Raw genomic sequence first — 20,679 nt, 5'->3', positions numbered from 1 at the left:
ACATACTTATTATGAAAAAAAATGTATTAAAAGCTGGATTATTTTCAATAATTCTATTAGGAATGGTTTCTTGTGTTAATAAAGAAAAGGAATTAGCTGATAAAAGAATTAATGAATTAGAAAGTTACGTAGATTCTTTAAAAGCAGTATCTGCGGAAGAACGTCAAGCGAATTGGGATCAAATTACTGCTGATTATGAGGCTAAAAATGCAAGTGCCAACGAGGCTTTATTAAGTTTAGAGGAAACGGAGAAAATTGCATCTCAAGAAAAACTTAACGCATCAAATGCAAAATATGATGAAATTAAAGTTACTGTTATTACTAAAAACGAAACAGAAACTGCTACATCAAATGACCCTACAAAACCAGTAAAAGTAAGTCCTTCTCAATTGTTAAGAGACCGTTTATTTGGAGCAGGTAAAATTGGTTCGGACATGAATTTTTCTTGGGTAAATAAAGATAATATTCTTGCTGTATATGATAATTATTTTCAATCATATAAAGCGAATAAAGGTAATTTTACCAGAGAAGATTATGATGAAGCAAAACTATTGTTTGAAGCTTTAGATGCAAGAAAAAACACTGTTGAAAAAGAAGGATTGTCTTCGTCAGATAACGGAAAAATTGCTTCAATTAAAGTGAAATTATCTCCTATGTTTAAATTTAACAGAATGGGTGCAAAAAGTAGAGAAAATTCAGAAGCCAAAGAATAATTTTTATTAAAAAAATAAAGTTATAAAGCTAAAATGTCAATCAGAAATGGTTGGCATTTTTTGTATAAAGAATCTTAAAATATCTGAATTATATAAGTTAATACCATAGTTATATAACTTTTACCATTTTATTTTAAGGAACTTTAATATCTCAAAATATGTAGGAACCACTAAAAAAACAATCATGTTAAACGTTAGAAAAGAAGGAATTATTTTAGAGAAAACAACTTTAGATTTTGAAAACGAAGGTGTGCTCAACCCAGCGGCTATTAAAGAAGGAAATTTTGTCCATTTATTTTATAGAGCTGTACATGAAGGAAATCATTCTAGTATTGGATATTGTTTGTTAAATGGTCCAATTCAAATTGAAGACCGTCATTACAAACCTATTTTAGTTCCGGAATTTGATTATGAATTACATGGTATTGAAGATCCGCGAATAGTAAAAATAGAAGAAACTTATTATTTAACATATACTGCTTTTGATGGCGTAAATGCACTAGGTTGTTTAGCAACTTCAACCGATTTAGTGCATTTCGAAAAAAAGGGAATTATTGTTCCACAAATTACTTATGAAGAATTTAATAAATTGTCAAACCCCGATCCTTCTGTAGATTCAAAATATTTTAGATACAATCAACACAATGGAATTTTAGAAAAAGATGGAATAGAAATACTTGTTTGGGATAAAAACGTAATTTTTTTCCCAAGAAAAATAAACAACAAATTTTATTTTATGCATCGAATTCGTCCAGAAATTGAAATTGTGGTCGCTATTGATAATTTAACTGATTTAACTCCAGAATTTTGGAAAAATTATTTTCTAAATTTTAGTGATTTCGTATTGCTTTCTCCAAAATTTGATCATGAAATAAGTTATATCGGAGGCGGTTGTCCACCAATTGAAACAGAATTTGGTTGGTTGCTTATTTATCACGGAGTTAAAGATAGTTTAAAAGGTTATGTGTATTCCGCATGTGCTGCACTTTTAGATTTAGAAAATCCTCAAAAAGAAATTGCCCGATTGCCTTTTCCGTTATTTAAACCCGAATATGTTTGGGAATTAAAAGGTGAAGTGAATAATGTTTGTTTTCCAACAGGAGCAGTTGTTTTTGACGACTTACTTTATATTTATTATGGTGCTGCTGATGAACGAATTGCTTGTGCTTCTGTTTCATTAAGCGAATTACTAAAAGAATTATTAAATCATAAAGTTATATAGGATGAAAAATATGTATCCAACTACGAATCTAAACAATGATTTCATAAGTACTCTTCAGCTTTCCAAAAAAGAAGAATCTTTACCTGGAATCTTAATTATCACTTCTTATCCACCAAGAGAATGTGGAATTGCGACCTATTCACAAGATTTAATTTTTGCTCTAAACAACAAATTTACAAAGTCATTTGATATCACTATTTGTGCTTTAGAATCGGAATTTGAAAAGCATAAGTATTCCAAAGAAGTAAAATACATTTTAGATACGGATAATCAAAAATCCTATATAAAATTAGCGGAAAATATCAATCAGAATGAAACGCTTTCAATGGTTTTAATTCAGCATGAATTCGGACTTTTTAAAACGAATGAAACAGATTTTATTCAACTAATTCAAACCATAAATAAACCTATAATTGTTGTTTTTCATACGGTTTTACCCAATCCTAATGATGCACTTCAATCAATGATTCAACATATAAATGATAATGTGAATTCGTTTATAGTGATGACCAATAACTCTTCAAAAATATTACAAGAAGAATATCAAATTGATGCGAATAAAATTTCTGTAATTCCTCACGGAACGCATTTGGTAGAACATTCTAATAAAGATGTTTTAAAAGAAAAATATAATGTGGCTGGCAGAAAAGTAATTTCAACTTTCGGATTATTAAGTTCTGGAAAATGTATTGAAACGTCTATTAATGCCTTGCGAACAATTGTAAACAAACACCCCGAAGTTTTATTTTTAGTGATTGGAAAAACGCATCCTAGTGTGGTGAAAAATGAAGGTGAAAAATATCGTAAAGATTTGGAAGACAGAATTACCGCTTTGCAATTAAACAACAATGTTCAGTTTATCAATCAATATTTACCTCTTTCTGAATTGTTAGAATATTTACAATTAACGGATATTTACTTATTCACTTCAAAAGATAGAAACCAAGCCGTTTCAGGTACTTTTTCCTATGCTATTAGTTGTGGTTGTCCGATTATTTCTACTCCAATTCCGCACGCACTTGAAGTGTTAAATGGCGGAACTGGAATAATTATCGATTTTGAAAATGCCCAACAATTAGCGGAACAAGTCAATATTTTATTAGACGATGAGGAATTACGAAAAACTATTTCATCTAACGGAATTCATAAATTAGCACCAACGGCTTGGGAAAATTCAGCAATTGCTCACGCTATTTTATTTGAAGAAATTTGTAATGAAGAAGTGGAATTACATTATAAAATTCCACCTATAAATTTAAATCACTTTAAGAATTTAACGACTGATTTCGCCATGATTCAGTTTTCAATTATCAATCAACCCGACATCAATTCAGGTTATACTTTAGATGATAATTCTAGAGCTTTAGTCGCAATTTGTCAACATTATGAGCTAAAAAAAGAAAGCAACGACTTAGATTATATATATAAGTATTTCGATTTTATAAAATATTGTTTACAACCTGAAAGCTATTTTCTAAACTATGTGGATGTTCACAAAAAATTCACAAAACAAAATTCTGAAAACTTAGCTGATTCTAATGGTAGAGCCATTTGGGCTTTGGGATATTTAATTTCAATAAGCGATATTTTACCTGTCGAATTAATAGAAAAGGCTAAAAAAACCATGCAATTGGCTTTAGTAAATGTTTGTAAAATTCATTCACCAAGAGCTATGGCATTTATCATTAAAGGAATTTATTATAGTAATTTAAAATCCCCTTCAGAAGATAATATTTTGATTTTAAAACATTTGGCTGATAAATTAGTACAAATGTACAAACACGAAAATGATGAAAATTGGCATTGGTACGAAAGCTATTTAACGTATGGAAACAGTATTTTACCAGAAGCTATGTTGTGTGCCTTTTTAGCAACAGATAATGAAAAATATAAAAGCATTGCTAAAACTTCCTTTGATTTTTTATTATCAAAAATCTTCATTAATGAGGTTATAAAAGTGGTTTCTAATAAAGGATGGTTGCAAAATAATAATGATTCCGCAAATGAACAAATTGGTGGAGAACAACCTATTGATGTGTCATATACTATAATTGCTTTAAGTAAATTTTATGATGTTTTTCAAGAAGATGCGTATCTGCAAAATATGGAAATTGGATTCAATTGGTTCTTAGGAAAAAATCATTTGCATCAAATTGTGTATAATCCTTGTACTGGTGGTTGTTATGATGGATTAGAAGATACATATATCAATTTAAATCAAGGCGCAGAATCAACAGTAAGTTATTTAATGGCAAGATTAACAATTGAAAAATATTTTCTAAAAAATGAGAAAGCGATTAAATTATTAAATGCGAATTATATTAAAAAATCGAAAAAAAATAAAAGTATTGAAATTTAAAAATCAAAATTATGGCAACTAAAAAACAACACACTTTCGCACCTAAAAAAAGCGATAAGAAAAAAAATGAAGCAGCGAGTTCTAAAGAAAATTCTGCAAAATCTAAGCAATCGATTAAAAAGAAAATGAATGAATTTGGTGATAACGATTCACTTTAAAAATATACGATCATGACAAATCAAACACAAAATCTATTTATAGTGGAAGACAATCCTGAAAACGCACTGAAATTACATCAGTTTTTAGATACACGATTTGGAACCGTTTTCAATATTTCAACTTTTACGGATGCCGTTACAGCTTTATCAAAAGTGGATGAAAACACAAGCGTTGTCGTTTTAGATTACGACTATTTTGGAGTGGAAGGCAATAAAATTGTTGAGTTCATTAAAAACATCAACAAAAAAACAAAAGTCATTATTCTGTCCAATAACGAAGAAATTTTTACAGCTATCGATTCTCACAGAAATGAAGCGGATAATTATTTACTTAAAGAAAAAGGAGTGAAAAAGAAATTAAGCACCACGCTTTTTGAAATCGTAACCTATCCGGCTAACTATTTGCAAATGAAATATAGCGTCAGTCAGTTTTTTGTTTATCTCGTCTTTTTATTTATCGTAGTTGGCTTTTTAGTTTTTATAGGAATGATTTCTATCTAGGAATTTTAAAACTTTTCAAATAAATTCTATAACATTTTAACCTTGAAAAAGAGGCAACTTTATATTTATAATAATTCTATAAATACGATGAATTTCAATACTGTTTTAAGAGATAAGTTAGCAAACAAATTAAAGGAAAATTTAATTATCGAAAACATCATAATTGAAGTTATTGGTAATGAAGTTAGCCTAAAAGGAATTGTTACTTCTTATGAAGTGAAAGATAAAATTGAACAACTTATTGTAAGTTTTTCAGAAGTTCAAGCTGTAAATAATGAATTAGCCATATTTAACGAAAATTAAAAGAAATGATACCAAAAATTGGATTATCCGAAGAAAATTTAGAAAAAAGCATCAATTTATTAGGTGTTGTTTTATCTGATGAAATGACACTTTACATAAAAACTAGAAAGTTTCATTGGAATGTTGCTGGTCAAAGTTTTATGGAATTGCATAAATTATTTGAATCGCAATATTCAGAATTAGAACAACTTATAGATAATGTAGCAGAACGAATTGGTAAACTAGGCGGAAAAACGATTGGTACAATGAATGAATTTTCATTGCTAACGCGAATTGTAGAACATCCAAATAAATATCCTGTTCAAAATGCCATGTTAACAGAATTATTAAATGATCATAAAACAATAATTTACGAATTAAGAAAAGACATTGACATCTGTAATAATGAATGTCACGATGTTGGAACCGCTGATATGCTAACTGGAATTTTACAACAACATGAAACGATTGCTTGGATATTACGAAGATATTTAAGCTAAAAATTATACCTCAACCATAAAAAATAAAAGAGATGAACTACGAAAATTATTATTACGGAATGAACATTATTTGGTGGGCAATTTGGGTGGTTTTATTGTTTTGGATTTTTGCTATTCCATACGATATTCCCGGACAACGACGTAAAAAAGATTCGGCATTTGATATTTTGAAAAAAAGATATGCAAATGGAAGTATAACCGAATCGGAATACAAAGACAAGAAAGAAATTTTAGAGCAAGAATTTAAAAGATCTTAAATAATTAAAAATGAGCAAGAAAGAACATTTTCCGAAAGCCGCAAACGAACAATTAGATAAAAAAGACGGCTACCCAACTTATCCAGTTGATGAAGATATTTACAATAAATTCAATAAATTCAATAAAGAATTTGATATTGATCCTGAAAATATTTCAAAAAAGAAAGAAATTATCAAAATTGTAAAACATTCTATTTGGAATGAGAAAAATTTCAATCAAGATAAAACGGGAAGCGATTTAGACGTTCCTGGGTCAGAATTAGATGACGAGCAGGAAAATATTGGAAGTGAAGATGAAGAAAATAATCTTTATAGCGGAAGTGACAATCAAACAGATTTAGATGATATCAAATAATAAATTTTAAAAAGCATAACCATGATACGAACTGCAAATGCCCATTGGGAAGGAAATTTAAAAGAAGGAAATGGAACGTTATCAACACAAAGTGGCGTTTTAGAAAATACAAATTATAGCTTTAAAACGCGTTTTGAAGTTGGTGTAAAAGGCACCAATCCAGAAGAATTATTAGCGGCTGCACACGCAGGTTGTTTCACAATGGCCGTTTCTGCAAAACTAAACGCAAAAGGGTTTACGCCAACCAGATTAGATACAGAAGCAACCTTAACTATGAACGATTTAGGAATAGTAAGCATGCATTTAAAAATTTCTGGATCTGTTCCAAATATAAGTGCCGAAGAATTTGCAACCATTACAAAAGATGCAGAACAAAACTGTTTTGTATCTAAAGCATTGAGCATCCCAATTTCTTCAGAAGTGCATTTTGAATTTGAAAATCTATAAACTCAAATGAAATCGCCATAAACCAACTCGTTTGCTTGCAAACACCAATGAAAATAAAGCGATACCATATGACCTTAAAAAACAATAAATATCTACATATGAAAAATATATGTTTACTTTTAACCGTTTTATTTCTATTTGTCAGTTGTAAAAAAGAAACAGCTGACGAAAAATATACGGATTTAATTTTAGAAGATGCCACAATACAAGCCTTTTTTAAAGCCAATCCTGAAACTGAAAAAATAAAAAAAGAAGTAAAATTATTCTATAAAAATAGAGATTTTCAATACGCTTGGTTCACCAAAAACGGAATGACACAAGCCGTGCCCAACTTTCAAAATCAATTGCAAAATTATACGAATGCTTTTAACGACAAATCATTTAAAAACGCGCAATTAGATACTTTAATTACCATTATTAAAATGAGTAATAATGAATCAAAAATTGATGAAAAACAAAGAGAAAATTTAGAATTACTCTTAACCACAACCTTTTTTAAATATTCTGACAAAGCATTTTCTGGAATTAATAAAACACCACGTCAATTAGAATGGTTTATTCCAAGAAGTAAAAAGAATTATCAAGTGATGTTGGAATCTTTAATTTTAAAAGATGCAAACGATACAAATTATGAACCTGTAAATAGTTACTATTCTAAATTAAAAGAAAAGCTTTTATTGTATCGAGAAATCAAGAAAAAAGGCGGATTTCCAACCATTAAAACAGATAAAAAAACAATAGCGATTTCCGAGTCAGATTCGTGCTTACTTCAAGTGAAGCAACGTTTGTTTTTGTCAAAAGACTTAAAAGTAAATGACAAATCCATCCTTTTTACAGAAAGTTTAAAAACAGCCATTTCTAATTTTCAACAACGTTTGGGTTTACCAGAAACTGGAATTTTAAATGTGAATACGATTGTTGAAATGAATAAAACTGTCGATTTTCGAATCAAACAAATGTTGGTAAATTTAGAACGTTTACGATGGGTTCCTATTGAAATTGAAAACGATTATTTATTGGTTAACATTCCAGAATATAAATTACACATTTTTAAAGACAAAAAAATACTTTGGGAAACGAATGTAGTCGTTGGTAAAGAAGCTAAACAAACCACCATTTTTAAGGGACAAATTTCCAGAATTATGTTAAATCCTTATTGGAATGTTCCAAACAGCATTATCAATAGCGAAATTATACCAGGAATAAAGAGAGATAGAAATTATCTGTCTAAAAATAATATGGAAGTCGTTTCATTTAAGGGTGAAGCTATGAATGAATCCAATATCAATTGGAATAATTATACCACAAAGAAAGTTCCTTTTATCATCAGACAAAAGCCTGGAAAAATAACGCTTTAGGCGAAATGAAGTTTCTTTTTCCAAATAGTTATAGTATTTATTTGCATGACACGCCTTCAAAAGGGTTATTTGATAGAAACGAAAGAGATTTCAGTCATGGTTGTATTCGAGTAGAAAATCCAAAAAAATTAATGTTGTATTTGTTGGAAAATGACAAAACCTGGAACAAACAAAAAATAGATAAAATATTAAAAACAGATACCGAAACTGGAATTTCTGTTAAGCCAAATATGCCCGTTTATATCGCCTATTTTACAGCTTGGGTGGATTATAAAGGAAACTTAAATTTCAGAAATGATGTTTACAATTTAGATGAAGAATTAGCCAAAGAAATTTTTGTAGAATAATATATCTATGAATATTACAACTTCTTAATAGAGTTATATAACACTTTAATTGCCCATTATTAAGAATTTTACAATATGAAAAATCATTAGCAATAAAATTTTATATAATGGAAAACGTAACAGAATACAATACAATTAAAGTGTTAAATTCATTAGTAATCATAAATAATGATAGAATTGAAGGTTACAAAACGGCTAGTAATGAAACACGAGAAAGCGACTTAAAAACCTTGTTTTTTGATTTTATTAAAACTAGCGAACATTGTAGAAAAGAATTAATTGCAGAAGTAATTAAACTTGGTGGATTACCAAATGAAGGCACCAGAATAACTGGAAAGTTTTTCCGAGTTTGGATGGAAGTTAAAGTTGCATTAACATGTAACAATAGAAAAGCAATTTTAGATTCCTGTAAATATGGTGAAGATGTGGCGTTAGAAACGTATAAAAATGTACTCATTCAAGAGGTTAATGCAATCAATTCTATAGAGCAGAATATGCTAAACAAACATTATGAGATTTTAAAATCAGATTACGATAAAATTAATGAATTACGAAATAATAGAACAGAGTAAATGTGTTTTTGTAAAGAGAAGAAGTAACTAAAATACTCACCAAAATTTAGTTTTTGGTACTATCAGAAAGCATTTTTTTAACCTACAAGATTTCTAAAAAAGCTTGTAGGTTTTTCTTAATTAAAATAAATAAATGATGCAAACCTACCTTAAAAATATATTTGAAGACACTGGAAATGTAGCTTTGTTTACAGGGAGATTTTTTAAAGAAATAGTAAAACCGCCTTTTCAAATCAACGAATTTTTCAGACAATGTTATGCTATTGGCTATAAATCATTGCCTTTGGTTTCCATTACCGCTTTTATTATGGGTTTGGTTTTAACGATACAATCTCGACCAACAATGATTCAATTTGGAGCTGAAAGTTGGTTACCAAGTATGGTTTCCTTATCGTTAGTTAGAGAAATTGCTCCAGTAATTACAGCATTAATTTGTGCAGGAAAAATTGCATCCGGAATTGGTGCCGAATTAGGTTCCATGAAAGTTACCGAACAAATTGACGCTATGGAAGTTTCGGCTATAAATCCATATAAATATTTAGTAGTTACCCGAATTTTAGCCACCACAATAATGCTCCCAATTTTGGTAATTTATGCCGATTTAGTTGGGGTTTTTGGCGGTTATGTTGGTTTTAATGTTCGCGGAAGCATGAATTTATATCGTTATTTTTCTGAAGTAATTGAACATTTGGAGTTTTTAGATTTGATTCCAGCCGTAATTAAAACATTTTTCTTCGGATTTTTTATTGGATTAATTGGCTGTTATAAAGGATTTAACGCTTCAAGCGGAACAGCAAGTGTTGGAATTGCAGCGAATGAAGCTGTTGTGGCGGCATCACTTTCTATTTTTATTATTGATATGTTGGCGGTTCAAATAACCGATTTATTCTTTTAGAAATCATGGATAGTAAAGAAATTATTTCGATTAAAAATTTATGTAAATCATTTGGAGAAAATGACGTGCTTAAAGATGTAAACTTGACAGTAAATAAAGGGGAAGATTTAGTGGTGTTAGGTCGTTCTGGTTCTGGAAAATCGGTAACGATAAAATGTTTAGTTGGATTAGTGCAAGCCGATAAAGGGGAAATAAAGGTTTTTGATGTCGATATTACGAAATTAAAAAATGAAGAACTTAATAAAATTAGATCAAGAATTGGATTTATGTTTCAAAATGGCGCTTTGTATGATTCTATGTCGGTACGACAAAACTTGGCGTTTACTTTAAAACATCATACAAAAGAAGTAACGGATGATGAAATTGAAAAACAAATCATTGAAGCTTTAACTAATGTTGGTTTAGAAGAATCTATTGATAAAATGCCGTCAGAATTATCAGGTGGAATGCGAAAACGAATTGCATTAGCCAGAACACTAATTATTCAACCAGAAATTATTTTATACGACGAACCTACATCAGGTTTAGATACTATAACTTCCAGAGAAATTAGCGAATTAATTTTGTCTGTTCAAAAAAAATATAAAACCACATCCATCATTATTACACATGATATGGCGTGTGCTAAACTTACAGGAAACAGAATTATGATTCTTAAAGATGGCGTAATTCATGCAGAAGGTACCTACGAAGCACTAGAAAACAGTACGGACGAATGGGTGCGTTCTTTTTTCATTTAATTAAAAAATAATAATATGACACAGAATTCAAATTATACATGGAAGTTAGGAATGTTTGTCATTTTAGGCTTGGCCTTGTTTATGATTACCATTTATTTTATAGGAAGTAACAAAAATTTATTTGGTTCTACTTTTCATTTAAAATCGCAGTTTAAAAATGTAAGCGGTTTAAAAGAAGGAAATAATGTTCGCTTTTCAGGAATTAATGTTGGAACAGTAAAAGATATTGAATTCATTTCAGATTCTGCAGTAGTGGTTAATTTAATTATAAAAGAAGAAGTTCAAAAATATATTAAAACAGATGCAATTGCTAGTATTGGTTCAGACGGATTAATGGGTGATAAAGTTTTGACTATTTCTCCCGGAACTTCATCTAATAAAATAGTAAGTGATAATTCAACAATACGTTCCGTAAAAGCTGTAGAAATTGAAGATTTGATGAAAGGTTTACGAAAAAGTGTTGATAATGCAGAAATCATAACCTTGCAACTTTCCGAATTTAGTACGAAAATAAATAAAGGAAAAGGCGCCTTAAACAAGGTTTTAACAGATGAAGAATTTGCGAAAAGTATCGATAAAATGGTATTGAATTTAAAATTAAGTTCAGATGAATTTCTTGTTTTTACCACAAATATGAATGATAAAAACGGAACATTATCTAAATTAATGAACGATCCAAAATATACTAATTCCATTGAAAAAACATTAAATAATTTAGAAAAAAGCTCTAACGAATTTAATGTCTTTACCAAAAAATTAAATAATGATAAAGGTATTTTGTCAAAATTAGTTGGTGATCAACGATTGGCAACTTCTTTAGATTCTTCTCTTATAAATATCGAAAAAGCTTCTAAAAATATAATCGAAATTGAAGAAGCAGCCAAAAATAACTTTTTGCTTCGTGGTTATTTTAAGAAAAAAGACAAAGCATTAGAAAAGCAAAAAGTCCTACTAAATAAAAATTAAACCTATGAATTACATAAGTTTTTAATGTAATACTACAACAGTAAAAACTACTTTTCGCACCAACTTTGTTTCATATTAATTACTAAAATTAAAAAAAATGAAACAAAAAATATTCTTATCAGCAATTGTGTTATCAATTGTTGGTTTATTTGGAGCTTGTTCAGAAGATGATTTTCAAGAAACTATAGGTATTTGCCCAGAAGTTATAGCTACTAGTCCAACAAACGGAGAAACTAGTGTTGCTTTAAATAAAGTAATTACAGTTACCTTCAATGAAGAAATGAATCCTGCAACAATTAACGCATCATCATTTACAATCGTAAATGGAACTACAAGTATTCCTGGAATCATTACGTATTCTGGAAATACAGCATCTTTTACTCCAACTGGAAATCTAGTGGCTAACAAAACCTATATTGGTAAAGTTTCAACAGCTGTAAAAGATTTAAGGGGAAACGCATTGCAAGAAAACTATATCTGGACATTTAGTACAGGTACAAGTTTACAACCATTAGTAATTTCAACTGATCCTGACAATAATGAAACAGGTGTAGTTTTAAATAAAATTATTACGGCAACTTTCAATACAGCAATGAATCCTACAACTATTAACGGAACATCATTCACATTAAAACAAGGTGTGACTGCAATTGCAGGTGTCGTTTCTTATTCTGGTACAACAGCCTCTTTTGTTCCAACATTGCCTTTAACAGCAAATACACTTTATACAGCAACAATTACAACAGGTGCAAAAAATCTTGCTGGAGTGGCTCTTTTAAGTGATTATGTTTGGAACTTTACTACAGGAATTTTAACAGCTCCTATTGTATTGTCAACAGATCCTTTTAATACGGAAAGTGGTGTTGTTTTAAACAAAATTTTTAATGCTTCATTTAATATGCCAATGGATCCATTGACTATTTCTGGAACTACTTTTACAGTAAAAATTGGAACAACAGCTGTACTAGGTGCTGTAACTTATATTGGTACAACGGCAACGTTTACTCCTTCAACTAATCTTAATAGTAATACTACTTATACGGCTACAATTACAACTGGTGCTAAAAATTTAGCTGGAGTTGCATTAGCCAATAATTATGTTTGGACTTTTAATACGAATACCTCTTTAAATCCACCATTTGTTGATTTAAATTCTGCAGATAGATTTGGAATTTTAGCAGGTGTTGGAATTAGCAATAACGCCGGTTTTAGCGAAATTCACAATATGGATGTTGGAATTAGCCCAGGTGTACGTTCTTCTGTTACTGGATTTCCACCAGCCATTATAGTTAATGGTGCAATTTATGCATCAGATGATGTAGCTCCAGCAGGTGTAGCCGCTATGTTAATTCAAGCAAAACAAGATTTAACAAATGCTTATTTATTCGCTGAAGCAGCAACATCTCCTGCACCAGCTACAGTTTCTGGTGACCAAGGTGGTTTAACTCTTGCTCCTGGAATATATAAATCAACTTCTACATTATTAATTCAATCAGGTGATTTAACACTTGATGCACAAGGTGATGCTAATGCGGTATGGATTTTCCAAATTGCCTCTGACTTTACAACAGTTGGTGGTGCAGGTGGAAGTGTGATTTTAAGTGGTGGTGCTCAAGCTAAAAATGTATTTTGGCAAGTAGGTAGTTCTGCAACTATCGGTAACGGAACTGCATTTAAAGGAAATGTATTAGCCTTAACTTCAATTACGATGGGACCTAACGCAACAGCTGTAGGAAGAATGTTAGCAAGAAACGGTGCTGTAGTAATGACAAGTACTAATATAATTGACAAACCTTAATTCATACCATTATGAAATCAAATTTTAAATTATCAACAGGACCATGCCAAGCGTGGTCCTTAAATAAATTGCCATTGAAAAATTTTATCTTAACAGTTTCGTTGTTTTTAACAACTTTAACGTCAGTTCAAGCACAAGAAGTTCAGTATTCTAATCCCTCATGGTGGTTTGGAGCAGCAGCAGGAGCAAATTTTAATTTTTATAGAGGTTCCACACAAGTTCTGAATGAAAATTTTACACCTCCAACTGCATTTCATGATGGTTTTGGAGCAGGTTTATATTTAGCGCCACTTTTAGAATACCATCGTCCAAATTCAGCTTGGGGATTTATGTTCCAAGCCGGATATGATAGCAGAAGAGGAAAATTCGACCAAGTTATTACGCCATGTAATTGCCCAGCGGATTTATCAACTAAATTAAGTTATTTGACTATCGAACCAAGTATTAGATTGGCTCCATTTAAATCTAACTTTTATTTATATGGTGGACCAAGATTGGCTTTCAATTTAGATAAATCATTTGTGTACGAACAAGGAATTAATCCTAATTTTCCAGCACAAACTCCAAATCCAGATGTAACTGGTGATTTTAGTGAAGTGGAAAAAACCATTTTATCGATGCAAATTGGTATGGGTTACGATATTCCATTATCGTCAGCCAACAGAAAAACTAAGTTTGTTCTTTCTCCTTTCGTTACTTTTCAACCTTATTTCGGACAAAATCCAAGAGCTAATGAAACTTGGAATTTAACAACCGTTAGAGCAGGAGTAGCCTTGAAATTAGGTGGTGGTAAAGCAATTGAAAATGCAAATATTGTTGATGGTGAAGTTCAGTTTTCCGTTAATCAACCAGAAAATGTGTTGGTTGAAAACAGAGTTAGAGAAGTTTTTCCATTAAGAAATTATATCTTTTTCAATGTAGGTTCAACTGAAATCCCTAGTCGATATGTACTTTTAAACAAGGATCAAGTTAAAGATTTTAAAGAAGATCAAGTTCAATTTTCTACTTCAAATACAGTTTCTGGTCGTTCAGAACGACAAATGGCAGTCTACTATAATGTAATTAATATTTTAGGGGATAGAATGCAAAAAAATCCTTCATCAACTATAAAATTAGTAGGTTCTTCTCAGAAAGGTCCAGATGACGGTCGTGCAATGGCTCAAAGTGTAAAAGATTATTTAACTACGGTTTTTGGTATTAATGCTTCTAGAATTGCTGTTGAAGGAAGAACAAAACCTGTTGTAGCTTCAGAACAACCAGGAGGAACTAATGAGTTACTTTTACTTCGTGAAGGGGATCAAAGAGTTACTATTGAAAGTAATTCACCAGAATTGTTAATGGAATTTCAAAGTGGTGATGCACCCTTGAAACCTATCGAAATTTATACAACTCCACAAAACTCAAATCCAGATGATATTGTTATTAATGTGGCTGGTTCAAAAGAAGTTTTTTCAACTTGGTTCTTAGAATTGAAAGATGAAAATGGTAAAGTGAAAAAATTCGGACCATATACTGAAGATAAAGTAATTATTTCGAGAAAATTAATCTTGCAAAGTCAAAAACAAGGTAACTTTAATGTAAAAATGACGGGAACAACTTTAACTGGTAAAACAGTCGTAAAAGATGCAACAGTTTATATTTTACCTTATGTAGCGCCAAAAGTGCAAGAAAGTATTAGATTTAGTGTGATTTATGAATTCAATGAATCAAAATCAATTGCAATTTATGATAAATATTTAACTGAAATTGTAACTCCAAAAATTCCAATTGGTGGAACACTAATCATCAAAGGATATACAGATATTATTGGTGAAGAAAGTTATAACAAGAACTTATCTTTAGCCAGAGCGAATGATGTGAAAAATATCATTGAAAAAAGTTTAGCTAAATCGGGCAGAAATGATGTGAAGTTTGAAGTTTATGGTAGTGGAGAAGACGAAAGTAAAGCACCATTTGAAAACAAATATCCAGAAGAACGTTTTTATAATAGAACAGTTGTGATTGACATACTTCCAGCACAATAAGCGTTTTTAAATTAATAAATTAAAAAGAACAACTAATTAAAGTTGTTCTTTTTTTTGTTTAAAACCTATGAATTTTGCAATATTTCAAATCAATTCTATAACAGTTAGGCTCTTTAATTAAGGTAAATTTGAGATATATAAAAAGAGATAGTCTTAAAGTTTTCAATATCTAAAAAGGAAACAAAACTGTGTAATAATATAGGTTGTTATCAAAAATCAACTGTGTGTTATCTTGACAAATGAGTTTTTAAATTTAGGTATTTAGCTTTTCGACTTTCTCCTTTTTTAATTTCTTAACCTATGAAAACAGAAGCCGAATTAAACAAAAACATTGTTAAAATAACAATGACCATTCGAAATGAATTTCCTGAATTAATGAAATTTATTAACGAAATGCCTGTTACAATTCCAAATTTGGAAAACCCCGAAATAAATAACAAAATTCTTCAAGATTATTTTGATTCTTTAGAAGATTTACTTCGAAAATACGCACCCAATCATAACGGATTTATCAATAATTTTTAAAACTTCAAACAATGGAAACCACAAAAAAAATAGCAATTTATATGGATCATTTTGTAGCAAATATATTTGAGTATAACAATTCAGCTGAAGCTATAAAAACAATAAAATCAGATTTCAATCATTTTGAAAAAGAAAAAATATTACAAAAAGGAGAAAGTCATTTGCATAATAAAGAACAAGATATGCAACAAGTTTTTTATTCCAAACTTAGAGATGAACTTTTAAGTTATAATTCTGTTTTGTTATTCGGAGCTACTAATGCTAAAACCGAATTATTAAATATTTTACAAGCAGATGCTAAGTTTTTGAATGTAGAATTTACTTTAAAAAACACTGATAAACTTACAGAAAATCAACAAATTGCATTTGTAAATGATTGTTTTTATATCAATTAAAAATGAAAGAGATTTATTTCAGCCTGGAAAGAAATTTCGAAGCACTAGTAGCATTAGCCACAAAAGTTTTGGGGAACTCTATAACTTTTATTTTAGCTTGCTGTTTGGTGTTATTTTGGTGGATTAACACCTTATTAAATTCAACAAATTTGCATCAAAATATAGGGGATTTCATCTTCGGGACAACTTTCTTAAGTTTATTCATTATTCAAAAATCATTTAATAAATATTCGGCATTATTGCATTTGAAAGTAAATGAATTAATTTCTTCTCACGAAACGGCAAATAATTCAGTTATGGATACCAATGAGAAAACAGAAAAAGAAATTACAGAATTAGCTAAAGAATATATTGAAAAGGAAGAAGCTTTCGAAATTGCCAATAAAAAGCTAATCGATAAAATTGAAGAAGCCAATACAGATAATCAAATTTAAAACTAGGAATAATATAAGTTTTGTATCAAATTCTGTAACAAGAATAAGTGGTTTAAACCGCACCTTTACATTAATAAAATAACAATATACTTTACTTATGAAAAAAATCATTTTAGTAGCTAGTATGATAATCGGATTATCATTTAGCGCACAAGCACAAAATACTTCAAAAAATGCATTGGGTTTGCGTTTAGGTGATAATGACGGATTTGGAGGAGAACTTTCTTATCAAAGAAAATTAGCTAAAAACAATAGGTTAGAATTTGATTTAGGTTGGAGAAACAGTAATAATGTGGATGCTATTAAATTAGTGGGTTTATACCAATGGGTTTGGAATATTGACGGTGGATTCAACTGGTATGCAGGAGTTGGAGCTGGAGTAGGAACATGGAGTTATGACAATAACTATAACAACAATAATTTTTATTATGGAGATAATGATAATGGAGCATTTGCTTTAATTGCTGGAGACATTGGTATTGAATATAATTTTGATGTGCCAATTCAACTTTCATTAGATTTCAGACCAGAAATGTATTTTAATTCAGATGCTTATAGAGAAAATAGTTTCGGACCAGACATCGCTTTGGGAATTAGATTTCGTTTCTAATACTTATCAAAATAAAAAATCAGAATACGCTTTCAAATTAAGAAAATTCATTCTTAATGTAAAACTTATAAACATGAATACAACAGAATTAAAAGGAGATTGGGAAGTACAAAAAGGGAAACTCAAACAAAAATTTGCTCAACTAACAGATAATGATTTGTTATTTGTAGAAGGTAAAAAAGATGAAATGTTAGGAAAACTTCAAATCACTTTAGGGAAATCTAAAGAAGAATTGCAAAAGTTAATTGAAAAGTTATAATTTCTAAATCATTACTAATGAAGAAATCAATTTTAGTTCTTGCTGTTACTACGTTTCTAGTAGGAAATGTATTTACAAGTTGTAAATCAAATACTGATAAAGAAGAAGATGCCATTGAAAATGTTGAAAATGCAGAGCAAAATTTAGAAGATGTTACAGAAGACATTAATAACGATGCGATCACTAAAGCTAACGATGAAGAATGGCAAACCTATAAAGATGAAGCCAATACAACTATTGCTGACAATGAAAAACGTATAGCTGATTTAAAAATAGCTATGAAAAAGCCAGGTACAACTTTTGATGCTACTTACAAAAAAAACATCGAATCGTTAGAAGATAGAAACGCGGCTTTAAAAACTAAAATTTCAGATTATGAAAATAATCAAACGGATTGGGCTTCATTTAAACGTGAGTTTAGTTCTGATATGAATGAACTTGGTGCTGCGTTGAAAGATTTAACGGTGAATAATAAAAAGTAACTTTCGTTTATCTGAAAATTTCAGAATCAATTATACTTAAAATCTATCCTTCTGTACACTTCAGAAAGATAGGTTTTCTTATTTACTTTCTAAGGTGGGAATTCTATAAATTTTCTGACAAATAGTGTAACACAATTATGTACAAATAAAGCAATCTTTGTGTATAATAATTTAACAATCAAATAAAAAAAAAATGAAAAAATTAAAATCAATAGTAGCCTTAGTCCTTTTAACAAGTTTCTCTCAAGTAGCGTTTTCTCAAACAACAGATTCAGCTAAACTGAAATTTGGAGTTAAAGGTGGTGTGAATTTTTCAAATCTATATACTGAAGATGTGGATGATAGTAATTTATTAACTGGCTTTAATTTAGGTTTATTTGCAAGATTACCAATTACACAAACTTTTGCCATTCAGCCAGAATTATCATACACTACAAAAGGAGCAGAATTAGAATACAATAATGCATTTGTTAATGGAACTTCTACTTTTAAATTAAACTATTTAGAATTACCTGTTTTGTTAGTAATTAATTTAAGTGAAAACTTTAGTGTTCACGGTGGTCCTTACGTTGCATATTTAATAGATGGCGAAGCTACTAACAATTCTCAAGGTACTTTATTTGATGTAGAAAATAATTTAGATAACGATGATTATAACAAGTTTGATACAGGACTTTCTGTTGGTATCGGTTATGATACAAATAAAATTGGATTTGGAGTGCGTTACAATTATGGATTACAGAAAGTAGGTAAAGAAAGAAATTTCAATGGTACAAATTACACCTTTCCTAACGGAAAAAACAGTGCAGTAAATTTATATCTCTCTTACTCAATATTATAAACTAAAATCAAACATTATGAGCAATTTATTATACACAATCGCAATTATTTTGATCATTTTTTGGGCAATAGGCTTTTTTGCTTATAGTGCAGGATCTATCATTCACATCTTATTAGTTATAGCAATTATAGCAATTCTATTAAGACTTATTCAAGGAAGAAAATTATAAATAATCATTTAAATTTAAAATTATGGAAACAGGAAAAACAGCTTTAGGTATTTTATTAGGTATTGGAGCAGGAGCTTTATTAGGTGTATTATTTGCACCAGCTAAAGGATCAAAAACAAGAAGAAGAATTATGGATAAAGGTCAAGGTTATGCTGATGATTTTAAAGGTAAATTAGAAGGTATGTATCAAGATGCTTCTGGTAAATACGATGCTTTATTAGAAGATGCCAAAGAGGCAGTTAATTCAAAATAAAAAAAAGTAAAATGGAAAACAATGCAACAACAATAGAAAAACTGATTGAAAAAGCAGAAATTTATAGCAAAACAACGCTTGAATTATGTAAATCTGAAGCGCTTTATAAATCCGCTGATTTATTTTCTAATTTGGCAGTAAAATTAGCCATAACTATTGTTGTTGTTGTGTTTTTACTGTTTACAAACATCGGATTAGCATTTTATCTTGGCGAATATTTAGGCAAAATTTGTTATGGTTTTTTTCTTATTGGAATAAGCTATTTACTTATTGGAATTATACTTTATATTTTTAAAGATGAATGGATTAAAAATCCTGTTAGTAACTTCATTATCAGTAAAATGAATAATAAAGATATCCTATGAAAATCATAAATCAGAAAGATCAATTGGCTACAAAAATTGCTCTTTTACGCAGTAAACAGACATCAGATTTTTTGCATCTGAAAAACCAATATCACAGTACTATTGATAGTTTTAAACCGATTAATTTAATCAAAAATTCTATTGAGGAAGCTATTACAACTCCAAGTATCACAGCAAGTTTAGTTAAAGGCACTGTTGGTTTCGGAATTAATTACTTGTCTAATAATTTTTTAAATCCACATTCAAGTAATAAAAAAAATACGATTTTAGGAAATGTCTTAAAATTTGTAGTTAAAAATTTTATTGGTAGAAAGTAAAAAAATAATTTAAAAGAATTGGTATGATACAATATTTGCAAAATTTACCTGAAAACATTGTAGGTTTTAAAGCTGTTGGAGAAATTACAGAAAAAGATTTTAGCGATACTGTAATGCCAAAAGTAAAAGAATTAATCGATAAAACAGATAAATTAAATTACCTCTTAATACTTGAAACGGAATTAAATAATTTTACAATTGGAGCTTGGATGAAAGACGTTATGATGGGGATTAAACATCTCACAAAATGGAACAGAGCTGCCATAGTTTCTGATGTTGAAGCCGTACGAAATTTCACAGACTTCTTTAGTTATTTAATGCCAGGAGAATTTAAAGGTTTTGACCACAAAGAAATACAAGAAGCTATTGATTGGGTTTCTGAAAAAAATAAAGAATAAACGCAAAAGAATATTTTTTAAAACATATTTAAATTTTATTGAAAGAAATATTAAATTCTAGTGCTATAGATTGAAATCTTTATTGCAATAAACTTAAAAACCGATTCGGGGGAAATCGGTTTTTTTTGTGCTTATAT

30 protein-coding genes are annotated in these 20,679 nt (G+C 29.6%); all 30 read left to right on the top strand.

Annotation, left to right across the window (positions count from 1 at the left end):
• Positions 1-11 precede the first annotated feature (11 nt).
• The gene (locus UEQ13_RS05120; RefSeq protein WP_329805292.1) at positions 12-713 is read left to right on the top strand and encodes a hypothetical protein; all 702 of its coding nucleotides are present in this window, start codon (positions 12-14) and stop codon (positions 711-713) included.
• A 184-nt stretch (positions 714-897) separates the two neighbouring features.
• A complete protein-coding gene (locus UEQ13_RS05115; protein WP_329805291.1) occupies positions 898-1,935 on the top strand; it encodes a glycoside hydrolase family 130 protein in 1,038 nt (345 codons plus the stop codon).
• A gap of 1 nt (position 1,936) precedes the next feature.
• Positions 1,937-4,294, top strand: coding sequence for a glycosyltransferase (locus tag UEQ13_RS05110; protein WP_329805290.1), 2,358 nt, complete (start codon positions 1,937-1,939; stop codon positions 4,292-4,294).
• Positions 4,295-4,305: 11 nt separating this feature from the next.
• On the top strand, positions 4,306-4,452 hold the full coding sequence (locus UEQ13_RS05105) for a hypothetical protein (protein ID WP_329805289.1): 147 nt from the start codon (positions 4,306-4,308) through the stop codon (positions 4,450-4,452).
• A 12-nt stretch (positions 4,453-4,464) separates the two neighbouring features.
• Positions 4,465-4,953, top strand: a complete 489-nt coding sequence (locus UEQ13_RS05100; protein ID WP_329805288.1) for a response regulator — start codon at positions 4,465-4,467, stop codon at positions 4,951-4,953.
• Between the two features lie 87 nt (positions 4,954-5,040).
• A complete protein-coding gene (locus UEQ13_RS05095; RefSeq protein ID WP_329805287.1) occupies positions 5,041-5,256 on the top strand; it encodes a BON domain-containing protein in 216 nt (71 codons plus the stop codon).
• A gap of 5 nt (positions 5,257-5,261) precedes the next feature.
• Positions 5,262-5,735, top strand: a complete 474-nt coding sequence (locus UEQ13_RS05090) for a Dps family protein (RefSeq protein WP_329805286.1) — start codon at positions 5,262-5,264, stop codon at positions 5,733-5,735.
• 32 nt (positions 5,736-5,767) lie between these two features.
• Positions 5,768-5,992 (top strand): SHOCT domain-containing protein, encoded by a 225-nt coding sequence (locus UEQ13_RS05085; RefSeq protein WP_329805285.1) that lies wholly within the window; start codon positions 5,768-5,770, stop codon positions 5,990-5,992.
• A gap of 10 nt (positions 5,993-6,002) precedes the next feature.
• Positions 6,003-6,347, top strand: coding sequence for a hypothetical protein (locus tag UEQ13_RS05080; protein WP_329805284.1), 345 nt, complete (start codon positions 6,003-6,005; stop codon positions 6,345-6,347).
• A gap of 21 nt (positions 6,348-6,368) precedes the next feature.
• On the top strand, positions 6,369-6,794 hold the full coding sequence (locus UEQ13_RS05075) for an OsmC family protein (protein WP_329805283.1): 426 nt from the start codon (positions 6,369-6,371) through the stop codon (positions 6,792-6,794).
• Between the two features lie 98 nt (positions 6,795-6,892).
• On the top strand, positions 6,893-8,152 hold the full coding sequence (locus UEQ13_RS05070) for a L,D-transpeptidase scaffold domain-containing protein (RefSeq protein WP_329805282.1): 1,260 nt from the start codon (positions 6,893-6,895) through the stop codon (positions 8,150-8,152).
• A gap of 5 nt (positions 8,153-8,157) precedes the next feature.
• Entirely contained in the window at positions 8,158-8,499 is a 342-nt protein-coding gene (locus tag UEQ13_RS05065) for a L,D-transpeptidase family protein (RefSeq protein WP_329805281.1), read from the top strand.
• Positions 8,500-8,606: 107 nt separating this feature from the next.
• Complete coding sequence (locus UEQ13_RS05060; protein WP_329805280.1) at positions 8,607-9,071, top strand: ferritin-like domain-containing protein; 465 nt, start codon at positions 8,607-8,609, stop codon at positions 9,069-9,071.
• Between the two features lie 136 nt (positions 9,072-9,207).
• Positions 9,208-9,966 (top strand): MlaE family ABC transporter permease, encoded by a 759-nt coding sequence (locus UEQ13_RS05055; protein WP_329805304.1) that lies wholly within the window; start codon positions 9,208-9,210, stop codon positions 9,964-9,966.
• Positions 9,967-9,971: 5 nt separating this feature from the next.
• Positions 9,972-10,706, top strand: coding sequence for an ABC transporter ATP-binding protein (locus tag UEQ13_RS05050; RefSeq protein ID WP_329805279.1), 735 nt, complete (start codon positions 9,972-9,974; stop codon positions 10,704-10,706).
• 15 nt (positions 10,707-10,721) lie between these two features.
• A complete protein-coding gene (locus UEQ13_RS05045; RefSeq protein ID WP_329805278.1) occupies positions 10,722-11,672 on the top strand; it encodes an MlaD family protein in 951 nt (316 codons plus the stop codon).
• 97 nt (positions 11,673-11,769) lie between these two features.
• Positions 11,770-13,470: an Ig-like domain-containing protein gene (locus tag UEQ13_RS05040; protein WP_329805277.1), complete on the top strand. Its 1,701-nt coding sequence runs from the start codon at positions 11,770-11,772 to the stop codon at positions 13,468-13,470.
• An 11-nt stretch (positions 13,471-13,481) separates the two neighbouring features.
• A complete protein-coding gene (locus UEQ13_RS05035) occupies positions 13,482-15,494 on the top strand; it encodes an outer membrane beta-barrel protein (protein WP_329805276.1) in 2,013 nt (670 codons plus the stop codon).
• 300 nt (positions 15,495-15,794) lie between these two features.
• A complete protein-coding gene (locus UEQ13_RS05030; protein ID WP_329805275.1) occupies positions 15,795-16,019 on the top strand; it encodes a hypothetical protein in 225 nt (74 codons plus the stop codon).
• Between the two features lie 11 nt (positions 16,020-16,030).
• Positions 16,031-16,414: a hypothetical protein gene (locus tag UEQ13_RS05025; protein WP_329805274.1), complete on the top strand. Its 384-nt coding sequence runs from the start codon at positions 16,031-16,033 to the stop codon at positions 16,412-16,414.
• A 2-nt stretch (positions 16,415-16,416) separates the two neighbouring features.
• On the top strand, positions 16,417-16,848 hold the full coding sequence (locus UEQ13_RS05020) for a low affinity iron permease family protein (protein WP_329805273.1): 432 nt from the start codon (positions 16,417-16,419) through the stop codon (positions 16,846-16,848).
• A 97-nt stretch (positions 16,849-16,945) separates the two neighbouring features.
• Positions 16,946-17,458, top strand: coding sequence for a hypothetical protein (locus UEQ13_RS05015; RefSeq protein WP_329805272.1), 513 nt, complete (start codon positions 16,946-16,948; stop codon positions 17,456-17,458).
• A 73-nt stretch (positions 17,459-17,531) separates the two neighbouring features.
• Positions 17,532-17,717 carry a CsbD family protein gene (locus UEQ13_RS05010; RefSeq protein WP_329805271.1) on the top strand — a complete coding sequence of 62 codons (186 nt, stop codon included), beginning with the start codon at positions 17,532-17,534 and terminating at the stop codon, positions 17,715-17,717.
• A gap of 17 nt (positions 17,718-17,734) precedes the next feature.
• On the top strand, positions 17,735-18,199 hold the full coding sequence (locus UEQ13_RS05005) for a hypothetical protein (protein WP_329805270.1): 465 nt from the start codon (positions 17,735-17,737) through the stop codon (positions 18,197-18,199).
• A 193-nt stretch (positions 18,200-18,392) separates the two neighbouring features.
• Positions 18,393-19,040 (top strand): porin family protein, encoded by a 648-nt coding sequence (locus UEQ13_RS05000; RefSeq protein WP_329805269.1) that lies wholly within the window; start codon positions 18,393-18,395, stop codon positions 19,038-19,040.
• Positions 19,041-19,056: 16 nt separating this feature from the next.
• Positions 19,057-19,209 (top strand): lmo0937 family membrane protein, encoded by a 153-nt coding sequence (locus UEQ13_RS04995; RefSeq protein WP_329805268.1) that lies wholly within the window; start codon positions 19,057-19,059, stop codon positions 19,207-19,209.
• A gap of 22 nt (positions 19,210-19,231) precedes the next feature.
• Entirely contained in the window at positions 19,232-19,462 is a 231-nt protein-coding gene (locus tag UEQ13_RS04990; RefSeq protein WP_329805267.1) for a YtxH domain-containing protein, read from the top strand.
• A gap of 11 nt (positions 19,463-19,473) precedes the next feature.
• Positions 19,474-19,827, top strand: a complete 354-nt coding sequence (locus tag UEQ13_RS04985; RefSeq protein ID WP_329805266.1) for a hypothetical protein — start codon at positions 19,474-19,476, stop codon at positions 19,825-19,827.
• Positions 19,824-20,144, top strand: coding sequence for a hypothetical protein (locus tag UEQ13_RS04980; protein ID WP_329805265.1), 321 nt, complete (start codon positions 19,824-19,826; stop codon positions 20,142-20,144). Before UEQ13_RS04985 ends, UEQ13_RS04980 begins: the two co-directional genes overlap by 4 nt.
• Before the next feature lie 23 nt (positions 20,145-20,167).
• Positions 20,168-20,542, top strand: a complete 375-nt coding sequence (locus UEQ13_RS04975; protein WP_329805264.1) for a SpoIIAA family protein — start codon at positions 20,168-20,170, stop codon at positions 20,540-20,542.
• The last annotated feature ends 137 nt before the right edge of the window (positions 20,543-20,679 follow it).

This window comes from Flavobacterium facile (assembly GCF_036321945.1).
GTDB classification, from domain to species: Bacteria; Bacteroidota; Bacteroidia; order Flavobacteriales; family Flavobacteriaceae; genus Flavobacterium; species Flavobacterium facile.
Note: the sequence above shows the minus strand (reverse complement) of the source record. Positions and strands in the feature narration are given on the sequence as shown.